At 65.7% G+C, this 15,945-nt stretch carries 15 protein-coding genes and 3 tRNA genes; 4 read left to right on the top strand and 14 right to left on the bottom strand.

The features are described 5' to 3' along the window. Positions 1–41: 41 nt before the first annotated feature. A complete protein-coding gene (locus ACSYHF_RS07190) occupies positions 42–1,385 on the bottom strand; it encodes a sensor histidine kinase (protein WP_095378765.1) in 1,344 nt (447 codons plus the stop codon). 1 nt (position 1,386) lies between these two features. Next, on the bottom strand, positions 1,387–2,058 hold the full coding sequence (locus tag ACSYHF_RS07185) for a response regulator transcription factor (protein WP_005415973.1): 672 nt from the start codon (positions 2,056–2,058) through the stop codon (positions 1,387–1,389). 145 nt (positions 2,059–2,203) lie between these two features. Here ACSYHF_RS07185 and ACSYHF_RS07180 point away from each other — a divergent pair, with 145 nt between their 5' ends. After that, a complete protein-coding gene (locus ACSYHF_RS07180) occupies positions 2,204–2,971 on the top strand; it encodes a MipA/OmpV family protein (protein WP_005415972.1) in 768 nt (255 codons plus the stop codon). A gap of 31 nt (positions 2,972–3,002) precedes the next feature. Beyond that, positions 3,003–3,287: a hypothetical protein gene (locus ACSYHF_RS07175; RefSeq protein WP_005415971.1), complete on the top strand. Its 285-nt coding sequence runs from the start codon at positions 3,003–3,005 to the stop codon at positions 3,285–3,287. A gap of 96 nt (positions 3,288–3,383) precedes the next feature. On the opposite strand, the gene ACSYHF_RS07170 is transcribed toward ACSYHF_RS07175, so the two are convergent. After that, complete coding sequence (locus ACSYHF_RS07170; RefSeq protein WP_005415970.1) at positions 3,384–3,524, bottom strand: hypothetical protein; 141 nt, start codon at positions 3,522–3,524, stop codon at positions 3,384–3,386. Between the two features lie 190 nt (positions 3,525–3,714). On the opposite strand from ACSYHF_RS07170, the gene ACSYHF_RS07165 reads away from it, so the two are divergent. Next, complete coding sequence (locus ACSYHF_RS07165) at positions 3,715–4,017, top strand: hypothetical protein (RefSeq protein ID WP_005415969.1); 303 nt, start codon at positions 3,715–3,717, stop codon at positions 4,015–4,017. Positions 4,018–4,143: 126 nt separating this feature from the next. Here ACSYHF_RS07165 and ACSYHF_RS07160 read toward each other — a convergent pair. The 3 genes from ACSYHF_RS07160 to uvrB form a co-directional block, all read right to left on the bottom strand. After that, positions 4,144–4,218 (bottom strand) — tRNA-Val (locus ACSYHF_RS07160). 98 nt (positions 4,219–4,316) lie between these two features. Beyond that, positions 4,317–4,391 (bottom strand) — tRNA-Val (locus ACSYHF_RS07155). 106 nt (positions 4,392–4,497) lie between these two features. Continuing rightward, complete coding sequence (gene uvrB, locus ACSYHF_RS07150; protein ID WP_111174712.1) at positions 4,498–6,522, bottom strand: excinuclease ABC subunit UvrB; 2,025 nt, start codon at positions 6,520–6,522, stop codon at positions 4,498–4,500. A gap of 128 nt (positions 6,523–6,650) precedes the next feature. Between uvrB and ACSYHF_RS07145 the strand changes: the two genes are divergently transcribed. Beyond that, positions 6,651–7,196 carry a GspH/FimT family pseudopilin gene (locus ACSYHF_RS07145; protein WP_005415967.1) on the top strand — a complete coding sequence of 182 codons (546 nt, stop codon included), beginning with the start codon at positions 6,651–6,653 and terminating at the stop codon, positions 7,194–7,196. A gap of 52 nt (positions 7,197–7,248) precedes the next feature. Here the strand turns inward: ACSYHF_RS07145 and ACSYHF_RS07140 are convergent. From ACSYHF_RS07140 to ppnN, 8 genes are all read right to left on the bottom strand, one after another. After that, positions 7,249–7,325: transfer RNA gene (locus ACSYHF_RS07140), tRNA-Asn, on the bottom strand. Between the two features lie 47 nt (positions 7,326–7,372). Further along, positions 7,373–7,780 (bottom strand): type IV pilin protein, encoded by a 408-nt coding sequence (locus ACSYHF_RS07135; protein WP_005415966.1) that lies wholly within the window; start codon positions 7,778–7,780, stop codon positions 7,373–7,375. 23 nt (positions 7,781–7,803) lie between these two features. Beyond that, the gene (locus ACSYHF_RS07130; RefSeq protein WP_447576207.1) at positions 7,804–11,571 is read right to left on the bottom strand and encodes a pilus assembly protein; all 3,768 of its coding nucleotides are present in this window, start codon (positions 11,569–11,571) and stop codon (positions 7,804–7,806) included. A 13-nt stretch (positions 11,572–11,584) separates the two neighbouring features. Further along, positions 11,585–12,106 (bottom strand): pilus assembly PilX family protein, encoded by a 522-nt coding sequence (locus ACSYHF_RS07125; RefSeq protein WP_032954069.1) that lies wholly within the window; start codon positions 12,104–12,106, stop codon positions 11,585–11,587. Positions 12,107–12,111: 5 nt separating this feature from the next. Continuing rightward, positions 12,112–13,269: a PilW family protein gene (locus ACSYHF_RS07120; protein WP_005415963.1), complete on the bottom strand. Its 1,158-nt coding sequence runs from the start codon at positions 13,267–13,269 to the stop codon at positions 12,112–12,114. A gap of 8 nt (positions 13,270–13,277) precedes the next feature. Further along, the gene (gene pilV, locus ACSYHF_RS07115) at positions 13,278–13,775 is read right to left on the bottom strand and encodes a type IV pilus modification protein PilV (protein WP_005415962.1); all 498 of its coding nucleotides are present in this window, start codon (positions 13,773–13,775) and stop codon (positions 13,278–13,280) included. Continuing rightward, complete coding sequence (locus ACSYHF_RS07110; protein ID WP_005415961.1) at positions 13,772–14,287, bottom strand: pilus assembly FimT family protein; 516 nt, start codon at positions 14,285–14,287, stop codon at positions 13,772–13,774. The genes pilV and ACSYHF_RS07110 overlap by 4 nt, the downstream gene beginning before the upstream one ends. 161 nt (positions 14,288–14,448) lie before the next feature. Further along, on the bottom strand, positions 14,449–15,837 hold the full coding sequence (gene ppnN, locus ACSYHF_RS07105; protein WP_005415960.1) for a nucleotide 5'-monophosphate nucleosidase PpnN: 1,389 nt from the start codon (positions 15,835–15,837) through the stop codon (positions 14,449–14,451). Positions 15,838–15,945: the final 108 nt, after the last annotated feature.

Raw genomic sequence — 15,945 nt, 5'->3', positions numbered from 1 at the left:
CCGGCGGCAGCTTGCCTATCGGGACTTTCCCCGCAAACGCGTCAGCGCCGGACGCTACCGCGATGGAAATTGACCCGGAAGCTTGCGCCGCCTCCCGCAGCCTCACCGACACTGACCGAGCCACCGTGGTGCTGCACGATCTCCTTCACCAGGTGCAGGCCCAGGCCACTGCCGCTGCCCGCCGCGCGCAGGCGATGGAACGGCTCGAAGATCGCCTCGCGGTCGCTCACTGGAATGCCCGCACCCTGATCGCTGACCTCCAGCAAGCCGCGCGCATCCAACCGCACGCAGATGGTGCCACGGCCACCACCATGCACGATCGCGTTGTGCACCAGGTTGGCAATCACCCGCCCCAGCGCCAGACTGTCGCCGTGGATCCACACCGGCGATTCCGGCGCGTCCACTTCGAATCCATAGCCGGCGCCCACCACCAACGGCGCCAGGTCCGCGGCTGCCTCACGCACCAGCAGGGCCAGGTCCAGCCGCTGCAATGCGCCGACATTGCGGTCGAGGCGCTGCAGATCAAGCAGGTGCTCGGCAACATTGCCCAGCCGCGCCACATCGGTCAGCAACTGCGATTTCAGCTCGCCCTGCGGCAGCTGAGACAGTCGCGCCTGCACCACGGCGATCGGCACGCGCAATTCGTGCGCCGCGTCGGCGAGGAACTTGTCGCGCGCTGCATAGCCCTGCTGCACCTTGTCGATGGCATCGTTGAAGGCTTCCACCAGCGGCGCCACTTCCGTGGAGACCAGCCGCGCATCCAGCCGCGCACCGGGCTGGCCGATATCCAGTTCCTTGGCCTGCTGCGCAGAACGGCGCACGCCGCGCATGGCACGGTGGATCACGGTCGGCATCACAAGCAGGGTGACCACGATCAGTGGCAGGAAGAACCACAGGCCGATCAGGCGCAGCACCATCAGCGCGCCATCCAGCAGCCCGCCCTTGGGCGCGCCACCGACCATCACGGTGATGCGGCGCCCGTCCTCGTTGCGGATCATCACCCGCGCCACGTCCAGATAGGGGGGCACCAGCGAGCCCAGTTCCGTGGCGCCCACGGTCGGCAGCCGCGCGAGCATCGGCGCGTGGATGGCTGGGATGGTGCCGCGCTCGAGCCACATGCCCTTGTCATCCACCGCGGCGAACCAGAGATTGCCCCCGGCGTTGGCATCGAGCTTGTCCCAGCGCGCCTGGTCCAGCACCAGGCGCCCGCCTTCGCTGTGCACCGCCTTGGCCACCGCCTCGGCAACGAACATGTCCATGCCCCAGGAGTCCTTGTCACCCCAGGTCAGGATCAATGCGACCACCGCGAACAGTACGGTGAAGGCCTGCGCCAGGAAGAGGCGCCAAGCCAGGCCAAGGGTGATCGAACGGATCGGACGGGCCATCTCAGGCCTCCGCCAGCAGGTAGCCGACGCCGCGGATCACGTGGATCTCCACCCCCGCCCCGGCCTGCTGCAGCGCTTTGCGCAGCTTGGAGATATGCGCATCGAGCGCATTGGATTGGATCTCATCATCGAACCCGTACACTGCAGCCTCCAGGGCACTGCGGGTAACCGTGCGGCCCTGCCGCATCGCCAACGCCTGCAGCACCAGCACCTGCCGACGTGGCAATGCCAGGGGCTGGCCCTCCACCTGTGCCTGCAGCGATTCGAAATCGAACTCGAGCCGCCCCAGCCGCAGGCTCGGCGTCACCATCGCCGAAGGCCTGCGCGATACCGCGCGGATGCGTGCCATCAGTTCCTCGATCGCCACCGGCTTGACCAGATAGTCATCGGCACCGACGTCCAGGCCTTCGACCTTGTCCGACAGCGTCCCCTTGGCGGTGAGCATGATCACCGCCAGGTTCGGCCGCAGCGCACGCGCCGTCGCGACGAATCCGGCGCCATCGCCATCGGGCAGCTGGCGATCGAGCAGCAGCAGCTGGTGCACCGGTTCGCGCAAGGCGAGCGCGGCCTCGGCCAGGCTGCCGACCACATCGGCGACCACGCCCTGCCGCTCCAGGCCCGATTGCAGGGCGCGGGACAGATCAGGATCGTCTTCGACCAGGAGGATGCGCATCAGGGACTCGTCAACCGGAAACGCTGCCGATCATAGTGCCTGGCGCCGTGATTTTGCGCCCACGCATGCCGAACGCGCGGGCGCAATGTTCTGACAATGTTGCCCCGTCACCATGCGCAGCCATCCCCTGCAACGTGGCTGATCGATGCCGTCGCTGTCCCCGCACCTGCTGCGCCCGCTACTGCTCACCACGGCCCTCGGCGTGCCGTTGCTCGCCCACGCTGCCGGGCAGAACCCCGGCGTGCAGGCCGGCATCAGCGCTGGCGCGACCTCCGGTGCGTACGCGCACTATGACGTCAAACCGCTGGTGGTACCGGCCATCGCCTGGCAGGGCGAGCGCTTCTTCGCCAGCCCCGGTTCACTTGGCATGTACCTCTACAAGGATCAGGGGTGGCGGCTGTCGGCGGCGGTCACGCCCTACACCCTGCGCTTCAAGACCGGCGACGTGAATGATGCTCAGCTGCGCCGCCTGCACAGCCGGCAGATGTCGGCCATGGCGGGCATCAACGGTGAGTACAGTGCCGACTGGGGCATGGTCGAGGCCAGCGTGATGCGGGACGTGACCGGCCATGGCGGTGGTATCGAGTCGCGCCTGCATTACAGCCATCCGATCCAGGCAGGCCGCTTCACCTGGGTGCCGCGGGTGGGTGTCGTGCATTCCAGTGCACGGCTGCTCGACTACTACTACGGCATCAGTGACGAAGAGGCACTGCGCTCAGGCCTTGCCAGCTACCGTCCGGGTAGTGCCACCTCACCGAGTCTGCAGATCGCGGTCAGCACGCCACTGGGCATGAAGTGGCGCGCGACCGGCGTGGTGGCCAACCAGTGGTTCGGCGATGCAGTGAAGGACAGCCCGATGGCACGACGCGGCACGCAGACCTCGGCCTTCATTTCCCTGATGCGCTCGTTCTGAACGAGCGCCCCCGCTACGGACAAGGACCCCCATGGCCTCCGTCTTCCCCACCGCAGACGCTCACGCGATCCTGCGTGCACCGGACCTGGACAGCGCAGAACGCGCCTATCTGGGACTGATGCCCGACCTTGAACATGTGAATGCACTGGCCCGCCGTGCAGTGGGCCTGTCACGCGTTGCCGACGCGGCACGCGGCTATGCGTTGTCGATGACTCTGGTCGGACTGCGCCTGCAGGAGCTGGAGATGGGCGAGCCAACGGCCAGGGAACATCGCCAGGCCACCCTGCGCAGCCTGCGCCAGGCCTTCAGCGCCTGACAGCACCCGCACAGGCACTGCCGCCGCACCAGCGGCAGCGGGAGTCATCGGGTCAGCAGGTCCCGCCACCCGGCAGGCCCGGCGCGGCAGCGTCGTTCAGCGCAGCGTGGTCCACGCCAGCAGCGCGCTCAGGATTGCGACCCAGATCACTGCCTTGAACGTGCCTTCCAGCATGTTGCCGCCGAACAGGCGTTCCAGGAGCGGATTGGGCCTGGACACCGGGACGTGATCACTCATGCGGCAGTTCCTTGCAGTAATTGCGCAGTTGCGCAGTAGCGCAGTAGCGCCGAGTCTACGCCTGCGCGGCCCGGATTCATCGCCATCTGCCTGCCTTTGGCGGCCCAATCCCCGCCTTCGTCGCAGGCCGGCTGCGGTGCCCGGCCGACCATGCCAGTCTGCACGCACTTTCCCGCTGGAGCACCGTGCCATGCCGATGCTTGCCCTGATCCTGCTGTTCTCCAGCCTGTTCGGCGACGGCTGCGGGCCCACCGAGGATGCCCTGCGCAGCCAGATCCTGCGCAACGAAGATCGGCAGGCCATGCATGAAGCGCAGCCCCTTCAGCTCTATCACCTGCGCCAGGACCGCGTGCTGCGGCTGGGCAGCCAGCAATCGCCAGACGACACTGGCGCCAGCCCTCATCCTGCGCTGGCCCGGGTAGGTGTGGCGCAGCTGTGGGAACGCGTCGACGGCCACTGGCGCATCCAGCGTTCGATCAGCATTACCCACTGATTTCATGCCACTGAACCGGCACGGATGCAGCTTCGCGGGAACGCCAGGCTCCCCGGAACGAAAAAAGCCGGCCCCGGGGCCGGCTTTCATCGTTTCCACCACTTCACCGGCAACGCCGGGAGCAGGTGGTGGGCGGTACAGGGTTCGAACCTGTGACCCCTACCATGTCAAGGTAGTGCTCTACCGCTGAGCTAACCGCCCATCTTGTTCTTGCCGCCCGAAGGCTGGCCTTGTTACGTAAAAACCCGGCGCCAGGGCCGGGCTTTGCAGTTCACGACAGCCCTCTTCCGAGGACTTCGTGGTGGGCGGTACAGGGTTCGAACCTGTGACCCCTACCATGTCAAGGTAGTGCTCTACCGCTGAGCTAACCGCCCGTTTTGCTTCTGCATTTCCGCGATTGCGTCGGTGCAGGCCGCGTATATTACGGATGCGGGCCGTGAAGCGCAACACTTTTGTGAAGATGATGCTGCACTGCCACGTTCAGCCCAGGCTGGCTTCCTTCAGCTGCCGGATCTGGTCACGCACCCGTGCGGCATCTTCGAATTCCAGGTCCTTGGCGTGCCGGTACATCTGTTGTTCCAGCGCCTTGAGACGGGTCGCCAGCTGCGCCGGAGACAGCGAACGATAGTCGGCCGCTTCTTCGGCCACACTCGCCCGGCCCTTGCCCTTACCCTTCTTGGCTTCCTTCTCGGCGGCATCCGAACGCGCGCCTTCGAGGACATCGACGATCGGGCGCGCCACCGAGCGCGGCACGATGCCATGTTCTTCGTTGTACTCGACCTGCTTGGCACGGCGCCGGTCGGTCTCATCGATCGCCGCCTGCATCGAGCGGGTGATCTTGTCGGCGTACAGGATCGCCTTGCCGCGCACATTGCGTGCGGCGCGGCCGATGGTCTGGATCAGCGAGCCGGTGGAGCGCAGGAAGCCTTCCTTGTCGGCATCGAGGATCGCCACCAGCGATACCTCGGGCATGTCCAGGCCTTCACGCAGCAGGTTGATGCCGACCAGCACGTCGAACTTGCCCAGGCGCAGGTCGCGGATGATCTCCACGCGCTCGACCGTATCCACGTCCGAGTGCAGGTAGCGCACGCGGATACCGTGTTCGGTGAGGTACTCGGTGAGGTTTTCAGCCATGCGCTTGGTCAGCGTGGTGACCAGCACGCGGTCGCCCGCCTTGATGCGCGCGTTGGCCTCGCTCATCAGGTCGTCGACCTGGGTACCGACCGGCCGGATCTCCACCACCGGGTCGATCAGGCCGGTTGGGCGCACCACCAGTTCGGTGATCTCGTCACCGGCTTCACGCAGTTCATAGGGCCCGGGCGTGGCCGACACGTAGATGCTGCGCGGGCAGCGCTCCTCCCATTCCTCGAAGCGCAACGGGCGGTTGTCCAGCGCCGACGGCAGGCGGAAACCGAACTCAACCAGGGTTTCCTTGCGCGAGCGGTCACCCTTGAACATGGCGCCGATCTGCGGAATGGTCACATGCGATTCATCGATCACCAGCAGCGCATCCGGCGGCAGGTAGTCGAACAGGGTCGGTGGCGGCTCGCCGGCATTCTTGCCGGTCAGGTGCCGGGAGTAGTTCTCGATGCCGTTGCAGTAACCGACCTCGGCCATCATTTCCAGGTCGAACTGCGTGCGCTGCGCCAGGCGCTGCGCCTCCACCAGCTTGTTCTGCGCGTAGAGCTGCTCGAGCCGCTCCTTCAGCTCTACCTTGATCGTCTCGATCGCCGCCAGCACGCGCTCGCGCGTGGTCGCATAGTGGGTCTTCGGGTAGACCGTGAAGCGCTGCATGTTGCGCAGCGTCTCGCCGGTGAGCGGATCGAACAGGGTGATCTTCTCGACCTCGCCATCGAACAGTTCGAGGCGCAGTGCTTCGCTGTCCGACTCGGCCGGGAACACGTCGATCACTTCGCCGCGCACGCGGAAGGTACCGCGCTGCAGCTCGTACTCATTGCGCGTGTACTGCAGCTGGGTCAGGTGGTTGATCAGGTCGCGCTGGTCGATGCGCTCGCCCTTGGACAGGATCAGGCGCAGTGAAAGGTAGTCTTCCGGCGCACCCAGGCCATAGATCGCGGACACCGTGGCCACCACGATCGCGTCCGGGCGCGACAGCAGGGTCTTGGTCGCGGCCAGCCGCATCTGCTCGATGTGTTCGTTGATCGAACTGTCCTTCTCGATGAAGGTGTCCGACGACGGCACGTAGGCTTCGGGCTGGTAGTAGTCGTAATAGCTGACGAAGTACTCCACCGCGTTGTGCGGGAAGAACGCCTTGAACTCGCCATACAGCTGCGCCGCCAGCGTCTTGTTCGGTGCCATGATCAGCGTCGGCTTCTGAACGTTCTGGATGACGTTGGCGATGGTGTAAGTCTTGCCCGAGCCGGTCACGCCCAGCAGGGTCTGCTTGGCGATGCCGGCCTCGAAGTTGCTGGTCAGCTTCGCGATGGCGTTGGGCTGGTCGCCCGCCGGCGAATACGGCGAGACAAGTTCAAAACTGTCGCTCATGGTGTTGCCAGTTCCCGGGAAGGGGCAGTATACGGGGCGAGGGGTGACGGCCGGCTGAGGGGTTGCCGGGCAGGACGCTACGGGGTTTCCCGATGGCGGCCGCACAGCCGGGCGCGGAGGCTGGATGCATGCGCACTGCCCAAGCCCCCTGCCCGCTCGGCCCCCGCTCTGCGCGGGGCGTGCACCTGACCGAACTGCTGGTGGTCATCACTGTGCTGGCGGTGCTGCTGGCCGCGTCCTGGCCGGCGCTGCAGCCCCTGCTGCTGCGGCAACGCGCCGATGCACTGCAACTGACCCTGCATGCCAGCCTGTCCGGCGCACGCAGCGAGGCCGTGCGCAGACGGGAGCTGATCGGCCTCTGCGCCAGTGTCGACGGCCGGCACTGCAGTGACGACTGGAGCGCCGGCTGGATCATCTACCGCAGCGGCGACCAGCGCGGGGAGCCTGCCTCGCCGGAGGCGATCCTGAGCCACCACACCGGGCGCTCGGACGTCTCGATCCTTGCCCAGGCCAGCAGCGGGCGTCCGCTGCTGTTCTTCCAGGCAGATGGACGCAGCCCGGGGGCCAACCTGACCCTGCGCATCTGCGCGGGCAACCAGCTGCATGGCGCATTGATCGTCAACAATGGCGGCCGCGTCCGGAGTGAGCGCGTGAACCGCGATACACCCTGCTGAATGCCTGCGCAGAAAAGCAGAAGCCGCGATTTCTCGCGGCTTCTGCAGTATCTGGCGCCCGAAGTTGGACTCGAACCAACGACCCCCTGATTAACAGTCAAGTGCTCTAACCGGCTGAGCTATTCGGGCGGGGAGGCGCATTGTACTGGTCGATTACAGGAAGATCAACACCTGTTTCACCAGCAGCTGGCAACGCCACCGTCGGCCGTCTTGCGGTTGGCCTGGTCCACGCTCAACTTGCCACAGCTGTCCTTGGCCTGCGTGCCCTGCGGGGTGGCGGTGATGGTGAAGCTGGTGCCGTCTCCCTTGTAATCCAGGTTGTAGCGCGCAGTTCCTCCATCACGCGGCGACACCTTGGTCGGCAGTGCGTAGCCGGTGTAGGAGTTGTTGCTGGTGTGGTAGCGCTCCGCACGCTGCGCATACTCGGCCAGGTCCGCCTTCACCACGGCGCGATGCGATCGGCGCACGTACTCCTGGTAAGACGGAATGGCGATCGCCGCCAGGATGCCGATGACGATCACCACGATCATCAATTCAATCAGCGTGAAGCCAGCCGCGCGGCGAGGCATGGGAGTGTGCAACATGGGCGTGGATCCTCGCACTTGGGTTACTGGAGCTGGCGCCAGGACTGGCGACCGCACGGGTAAGGCAGATACAGCGACTGGCTGCCCGCAGCGCCCACCGCCATCCAGCAGGAGCTGCCACCGGGCGGTGCCTTGTTGTCCGTCGGACGTGGCAACACCGACAGCGAAACGTCACGCACCGGCGCGGTTCCTCCTGTCTTCAATGCAATGGCTGCGGTGCCGGAGGCGGGTCGGCTGCCGGTCGGCGAGCCATAACGGACGTTCTCCAGCATCGGCAGGCCGCTGATCGACGACAACCCGAACAGCCAGTTCGAACCACTGGTCGAACAGCCAACCGTTTCCATGTTGGGTACATAGGTCGGCATGAAGACAATGCCACTGACCAGGATCGGGTTACCTACTGCGCGTTCACCGTTGCCGGCAGGCAGCTGGATCATCCAGCCGCGGGCGTTGGCCGGCGCCGCACCCGCGGTGATCTTGCGCTCATCAACGCCTGCAGCGGCGGCCGCGGCCGTGTACGGAACCAGGTTGGCAGCGGTCACCGTCGAGGTCACCGTCTTGCCCGACAGATCGTTCACGGCGTACAGCGCCTGCTGCGACTTGTCATCCTTGTCGCTGGTGAAGGAGAAGCTGCCGGTGCCGAAGTAAAGCATCACGCCGCCCGAAGGACCGGTCGCGGCGGTCATGCCTCCGGTGATCGGCTGACGGTAGGTCCTGTTGGAGGAGTCCTGGGCAACCTGGCTGGTGAACATCGGCACGGTCAACGTGGTATTCGCACTGCTGGTCAGGTCGAACTTCCACACGGCGCCACGCTGATCGGCGGCATAGACGGTGTCGGCCAGGCCATCACGACCGCGCGCATCCTGATTGGTACCGGTCCAACGATCGACAACGACCACATTGCCCAATCCGTTGTCACCGGAGATGCCAGCGCCCGAGGTACCCTCGACGGCTTCGATCATCCGGATGTCGCCACTGGCCATATCGACCACGAACAACACCGCCTTGCCGTTGGCGCTGCCGTAGCCATTACCGAAGATCGCCTTCCAGGCCACGCCGGTGCCACTCTTCACCGGCACGATCACCGGCTTGCCCAGCACGAAACCGATGTTGTTGCGCACCTCATCCCGCAGCGACGAATTGATGTCACTGATTTCCCACAGCACGTTGCCGGTGCCGAAGCTGCCCGGCGTGGTGACGTTCAGTGCGAACACCGAACGGCCACCCGCACCCGTGGTGCCTACCAGGCTGGTCTGCCAGGCGGTGCCGTTGAACGTATCGGACACCGTCACCGGACCATCGACGTAGTAACGATGACGGAAGGTCTGGTCGGCCGTGTCGGACTTGTAGGGGAACAGCAGGTTGGCCATGTGGCCCAGCGCGGTGGCCGGGATGTAGGCAAAGCTCTCCGTGCCACCGGTGCCGTCCTGCTTGGCATCGGCCTTCATGCCGCCGTCGAAGGCGTGCAGCATGCCATCATTGGCGCCGACATAGACCATGTACCGCTGCGACTTGGCCTTGGTGGCCAGGTAGTCCGTATAGCTCTTTGCGTAGGTGCCACCCAACTGGCGGTAACCGTAGTCGTCCAGCGGCGAGCTCACCACCGGCGCCGAATTGACGATGTCACCCAGCGGCGTAGTGCGGTCACGATACTTGCCGCCGTTGCGGACCTCGGTCGAGCTGTCGGCACTGAGATAGTTGATGGCACTGGCCAGATCAGCCTTGATCGCCGTCAGCTTGTCGGTGGAGCACACCAGCATCGTCGCGTACTTGCCGCTGGGCTTGCTGCACAGGTCCTGCAGGCTGATGCGGGCGCTGTTGAAATCCACCGGCGAACCCAGCTTGTTGGCGACGATCCGGCGACCGGACGATGTCAGGCGGCTGGAGGCTTCCCACACCTCGGTGAGCTCGGCCACCTGGTTGGCGTTGACCTTGACGCTGGACGCGGTCAGCTTGCTCGACCAATCAGTGCCGCTGTTGGTGATGTCATAACGCGGGGTGACCGCCAGCGAACCGGTACCGATGCGTGCACCACTGATACCGATCGTGCCTGAAGGCGACGCACCACCGGTGATCGAGGACAGTACCCGGCGCATGGCCTCGGTGACGTCGGCCGGCGTCTGCGCATTGATGAACTCGCCACGGCTGTTGACGGCCGCGTGCCACAGTTCATCGATGACCGTACCGTCGTCGACATTCAGCGGGTTGCCGTTGCCAGCCCAGTTCGGCGGGTTCTTGTAGGGATCGTCGGTCGCTGCCTGGTTGACGCCATAGATCTTGCCCTGCGCGCCCAGGGTCACGCCGTAGAAGTTCATGTGCAGGTCGGTCTGGCAGTCCAGGCGCTTCCAGTCCGGGCTGCTCTTGTCCAGCGAACTGCACTTGTCACTGACCGGCACCTGGCCGGCCGGGAAGCTGGTGCCGGTGCGCAGGGGTGTGCGGGCGCCGGCATAGGCCGCCGCCGCGATGTCGGCGATGGTATTGCTGTAGCCATCGGCGAACGGAATGGACGGCAGGTGCGTGGAATTCACCGAGTCCGCATCACCGAACGATCCGTTGGGTGCATTGCCGGAGTTGGTGTAGCCGTCGGTGAACAGCATGCCGCCATTGCGCTGGCAGGCCAGCTGCACGGGGGCGTCGGCATCGGTACGACGGAACTGGTCGACCAGATATTCAACCGCGCGGCGGTTGGGCGTGCCGCCATTGCCGGTGAGCGTGTAGATCTGCTTGTAGAGATCGGCACGATTGGTGACCATGTCATACATGGTCGCGTTGCTGAGCTTGTTGATGGTGAAGTAGCCCACGCGCATCGTATCGACGCTCACCAGCGCCGCAGTCGACGAACCGACGATCGCCAGCACGCGGTTGCGGTGGTACTGGAACCAGTTGGCAAAATTCTGGATCGCGGCGTTGTAGGCGGCCGGGCTCGAGTAGTTGCCCGGCTTGATCTGGTAGCGGCGCATGTCGCAGCCCGGACCACAGGCACCCTTGATCACCGGGCGACTGGCGTCGTCGGTCTTGTATCCGTCCGGTGCAGGCGCTGCGGCCGGCAGGTAGAAGGTGGCCGGGAAGTAGCTGATCGCGTATGTGGTATTGCCGGTGTTGCTGATCGCAGCGGTCTTCCACCCGCCATCCCACCAGTTGTCGACATAGTATTCATTGCCGGTGCCGGACAGGTCGGGAATCCGCATGCCGCTGACGAACTGGAACTTCTCCGACGTCTCGGCGCGATTGACGGTCATGTTGTACACGGCATTGTAGCCGCGCTGCCCGGACCGGGGATCGGCGCGGGTCTGGGTGATCGAGGCATTCGGCCACAGCGTGCCGTCGGCATTGGTCCACGGCCGGTAGGTCACTGCCGGATTGAAGTAACTGGCGTTGTAGACATGCGAACGCGCGAAACCGTAGATGTCCAACGGCGGAATGGCCCGGCCCGGTGAATATTCCTTGTTGAATTCCGCGTGCGGGTAAAGGTAGAGGTAACAGTCCACCGAGTTGTTGGCACACGCCGAGCCCACGCTGAAGAAGCTTCCGTCGTTGTTGAAGAAGCTGTTGGTGTTGCTGTTCCAGCGCATGCGGCCGTCACCACCGGGGAACATGCGCTCGAAGTTCATCGAACCCGAATCGTCCACCGCCATGATGAACGCCGGTGTCGCGCGGGTCTGCACGTTCATCGGCTCCTGTGCCAGCACGCCCTGCGCCTGTGCGGCAAACAAGGTATGCGCCAGATAGCCGCCAGCGGCCAACACGGCAAGGCCAACGCCTGCCAGGATCCTGCGGTTGCGAGTGTTCATGGGCTCCCCACCCTCACAGCTTGAATACGGTATCGATCGCCGCACGCGACGTCGCATCACTGGTGGTATCACCGGCATAGGTCGTGATCTGGTAGACCGGCGTTGGCTTCTCCACCGACTTGCCCATGTCCAGCGCACCCTCCCCCTGGATGCAACCCTGGATCTCACGGACATAGATGGCCGGCTTGCTGCCCAGCTTGGTTTTCGCGACCCAGGCCGACGGATCGAAGCCGTCATCGCACTGCTGGCTGATGTCGGCGGACGCTACGGCCGGATTGGCACCGGCATCCTTGCGATTGGCGATGTTCTCCACCGCGTTCTCGGCGCTGCGTGCCGCGCCTTCGGCGTTCTGGAACGCCATGTTGGTCGCCCGGTAGCCGGCCGCCATGCGCTCCTGCATGCCGGCCACCTGCATGCCGATGACGCCCAGCAGGGCCAGCAGCACCAGCATGATCAGCGCGACGTAGAGAACGGCACCCTGCTGTCGTGCCTGGGCAACGAAGGGACGGCGTCGGGAGGAAGGATGAGTGCGCATGGTCGTCAGTTCCCGAACAAGCGGTTGCGCAGCGCAACGGACGCTTCATAGGCGCCCCGATGGCGCTGGTCGTAAGGATCGGCCGGGGCAAAGCCCACCCCGAGGATGGCCGGATAGGTGGCCGCGCTGCCCGGCGCCTCGGCCGACGCACGCTGCGGGCTGCGCGCCAGCAGGCCGACCTGCACCATGCCGACGCGGCGCCACTGCCCTGCGGCGGTGGCATCGGTACCGGTGCTGACCGCACTGGCCACGCGCTGGTCGACGATGCGACCGGTCGGCGGCGTGGGCAGGGCGATATCCGGGGTGGCATCCAGTCCGTACAGGAACTGCATGTTCTCGATGCCTTCCACCAGCTCCTCGCCATCGGCGTAGCCGCCGGCGCCATTCGCGCGTGCCCGGTAAAGCGCCGGCTCGCCATTGGGATTGGTCGCGATGTAGTACGCCATGCCATCGGCGCGATACAGCATGGTCATCGCGTTGTTGATCGAATAGTTGCTCAGGTCGACCTTGTCCACCTTCACCGTCGAACCGCTGATGGTGGCCGGGAACACGTCGGCACGGGTGCAGTCGGCTATGCCGAAGACCGTCGGCGCACCTGCGGCGTTGGCCTTCAGCCGGGCCATGCCATCACTGGAGACGGTCAGCGTGGTCGCGCCCGCGGCCACGGAGATGCCGGTCACCACGGCCCCTTCCGGACTCATCAGGCGCAGCACCAGGATGTCGCTGCCCGGCAGTGGCGCCGGCTTGAGGTTGGCGATGCTCTTCGGCACCGACTGCGCCGCGCTCCACGCGCGGCCCAGGGTCAGGGTGGCGCCCGGCGCCGTACCTGCCGCCTCATACCCCTGCACCGGAACCGAGAAATCCTGCGGGTCGCCACTGCCCGAGCTGATGCCCAGGTGATAACCCACATCGCCGGTGTTCTTGACCACATGGGCCTGGTCGTTGACGCAGCCGAAGTGGCCGGCCATGCGCAGGTCACGCTGCAGGAAGTCCAGCGCGAAGCGCGCGTTCTCCTGGGTACGGGCCGCACCTTCGGACAGGCGCGATGCCGCACGCGAGGCGATGAAGATCTGGGTGACGCCCAGCATCAGGACCAGGCCGATGACCATGGCGATCATCAGTTCGATCAGCGACAGGCCTCGGGTGCGCGAAATTGGACTCATGGGCATGTTCACAGGAAGGTCGTCAGGCCGAAGGTGGTAAGGCTGTCGGGGTCCTTCGGATCCCAGCGCTGGTCACCCCAGCTGATGGCCACGGTGACCTCGCCGGTGCTCTGCACGAAGGTCACCTGTGCGCTGGCCTTCTCGCCCAGCGTGCGTGCGACCTCGCACTGCCAGCGCGCGACGTTCGCCTGCGGCGTCACGGCGGCGCCGGTCGGCCAGGCGCAGGCGCCGCTGGGCTTCACCGAGCCGGCCGAGAACGAGGCCGAGGAATAGGCGCCACCGGCCAGGGTGTCGGTGCGCTGCGCGCGCATCAGTTCGATCAGGTCGTTGGCCAGGTTGGTCGCCTGGGTGCGGTAGTTCGCGCTCTGCACGAAGCGGACGTTGGTGGTCTGCAGCAGGGCGAAGCCCAGCAGCCCGAATGCCAGGATCAGCACCGCCACCATCACTTCGATCAGGCTGAAGCCCCCCTGCGACGAACGCGGGCGGGCCAGGTTGCGGCGGCTCATGAGCAGGTTCCCTTGGTCACCCGGACCTGGCCGGATTGGTTGATCGTCAACGTGCTTTTCGATTCGCCGGCCTTGCACGCATCCGGCGACAGCACCAGCGTCTGATCGGCGACCGCCCTGCGCCGGCCGCGCCCGTCGAAGGCGATGACCGCGCCCGGCGGGCCAACTACGCTCAGCTGCGGATTGCCCTGTGAAAAGCGCAGCGCGACGTCATTGCTGCCCATCTGGCCGTCGCCATCCAGGTCCGACCAGGCCAGTACCCCCTTGGACCAGTCGCCATCACAGGCTTTGCCATCGGCGCTGCCACAGACGCCGCCACCGTTGCTGTTGCGGATGCCTTCGCTGCGGGCCAGGTTGGCCAGCGCGATCAGCTCGTTGTTGGCGGTCGCCAGCCGGTTCGAGCGGATCATGCCGCGGAAGCTCGGATAGGCAATCGACGCCAGGACCACGAAGACGGCCAGCGTGACCATCAGTTCAACCAGCGTGAAGCCGTTTTGCCGGCGCAAAGACATTGGACGCTCCCCAGCGTGTTGGTGGCCACGATGGGCCATCGCCCCGCCACCGGCAAGCGGCGGCAGGATGAACGGTCAATCCGGGGCGACGGGCGTCAAAGGCTTGACGACCCGCCCTTCCCTGCCAGTGCCGGCGCGATCCCCATCGCGCCGGCCCGGGTTCAGGCCAGCACCTGGTAGCAGGGCTGGTACTCGCCGGAGATCTTCATCCGGCGCTGTTCGACGAAGGCGCGCAGCAGCGCATCCAGCGCCTGCATCATGTCCGGGTCGCCGTGGATCTGGAACGGCCCGAACTGCTCGATGCGGCGCATGCCGTCTTCCTTCACGTTGCCGGCGACGATGCCCGAGAACGCGCGGCGCAGGTCGGCCGCCAGCGCGTGCGGGGCACGCCCGTGGTGCAGGTCCAACGCCGCCATCGCTTCGTGGGTGGGTACGAACGGCTGCTGGTACTCCCACGGAATCTCGATCGACCAGTTGAAGAAGAACGAGTCCTTCTGCGCCAGGCGGTGCTCGCGCACGCGCTTGATGCCAGTGGCCATCTTCTTCGCAACCGCCACCGGGTCGCCGATGATGATCTCGTAGCGCTCGGCAGCCGCATCGCCCAGGGTCAGGCGGATGAAGCGATCAATCTGCTCGAAGTACGGTGCCGCTACCGTCGGGCCGGTCAGGATCAGCGGGAACGGCAGGTCCTTGTTCTCCTCGCGCAGCAGGATGCCGAGCAGGTACAGGATCTCTTCGGCGGTGCCGACGCCACCGGCGAACACGATGATGCCGTGCCCGATGCGGACGAAGGCCTCAAGGCGCTTCTCGATGTCCGGCATGATCACCAGGTGGTTGACGATCGGGTTCGGCGACTCGGCGGCGATGATGCCCGGCTCGGTCAGGCCGATGTAACGCGTCGCGGTACGGCGCTGCTTGGCGTGGGCGATGGTGGCACCCTTCATCGGGCCCTTCATCGCACCCGGGCCACAGCCGGTGCAGATGTCCAGGCCGCGCAGGCCCAGTTCATAGCCCACCTGCTTGGTGTACAGGTATTCGTCGCGCGAGATCGAGTGTCCGCCCCAGCACACCACCAGGTTCGGATCACCCGGATTGAGGATGCGCGCGTTGCGCAGCAGGCCGAACACCGCGTTGGTGATGCCCTCGGATGACTCCAGCTCGGCCGCGTAGGCCGGGCCCATTTCGATGGCCATGTAGGCCAGGTCGCGCACGACGGCGAACAGCAGTTCGGCGACGCCGCGGATGATCTCGCCGTCGACGAAGGCCATCGCCGGCGCGTTGACCAGATCGATGCGCACGCCACGATCCTGCTGCGCCACCTGGATGTCGAAATCAGGGTAGAGATCGCGCGCGGCGCGCGGATCGTCCGAGGCGCTGCCGCTGGTCAGCACGGCCAGCGCGCAGCGGCGCAGCAGCTCATGCATGCCGCCGGCGGAGGCATCGCGCAGGCGGGCCACCTCGGCCCGCGACAGCACATCCAGCCCACCGCGCGGGTAGATCCGGGCATCCTGCACCGGCAGTGCACGGGCCGATTTTTCGTTCGTGGTCATATCCAATTTTTCGCTTCCTTCAAGGTTTCCGACTGTACTGCCGCCCCCTTAAAAAGCAAAACGGCCGGGAAACCCGACCGTTGGATGTGTGCCACCCGCGTCCGCCAT

Source organism: Stenotrophomonas maltophilia group sp. P373 (assembly GCF_053295075.1).
Note: the sequence above shows the minus strand (reverse complement) of the source record. Positions and strands in the feature narration are given on the sequence as shown.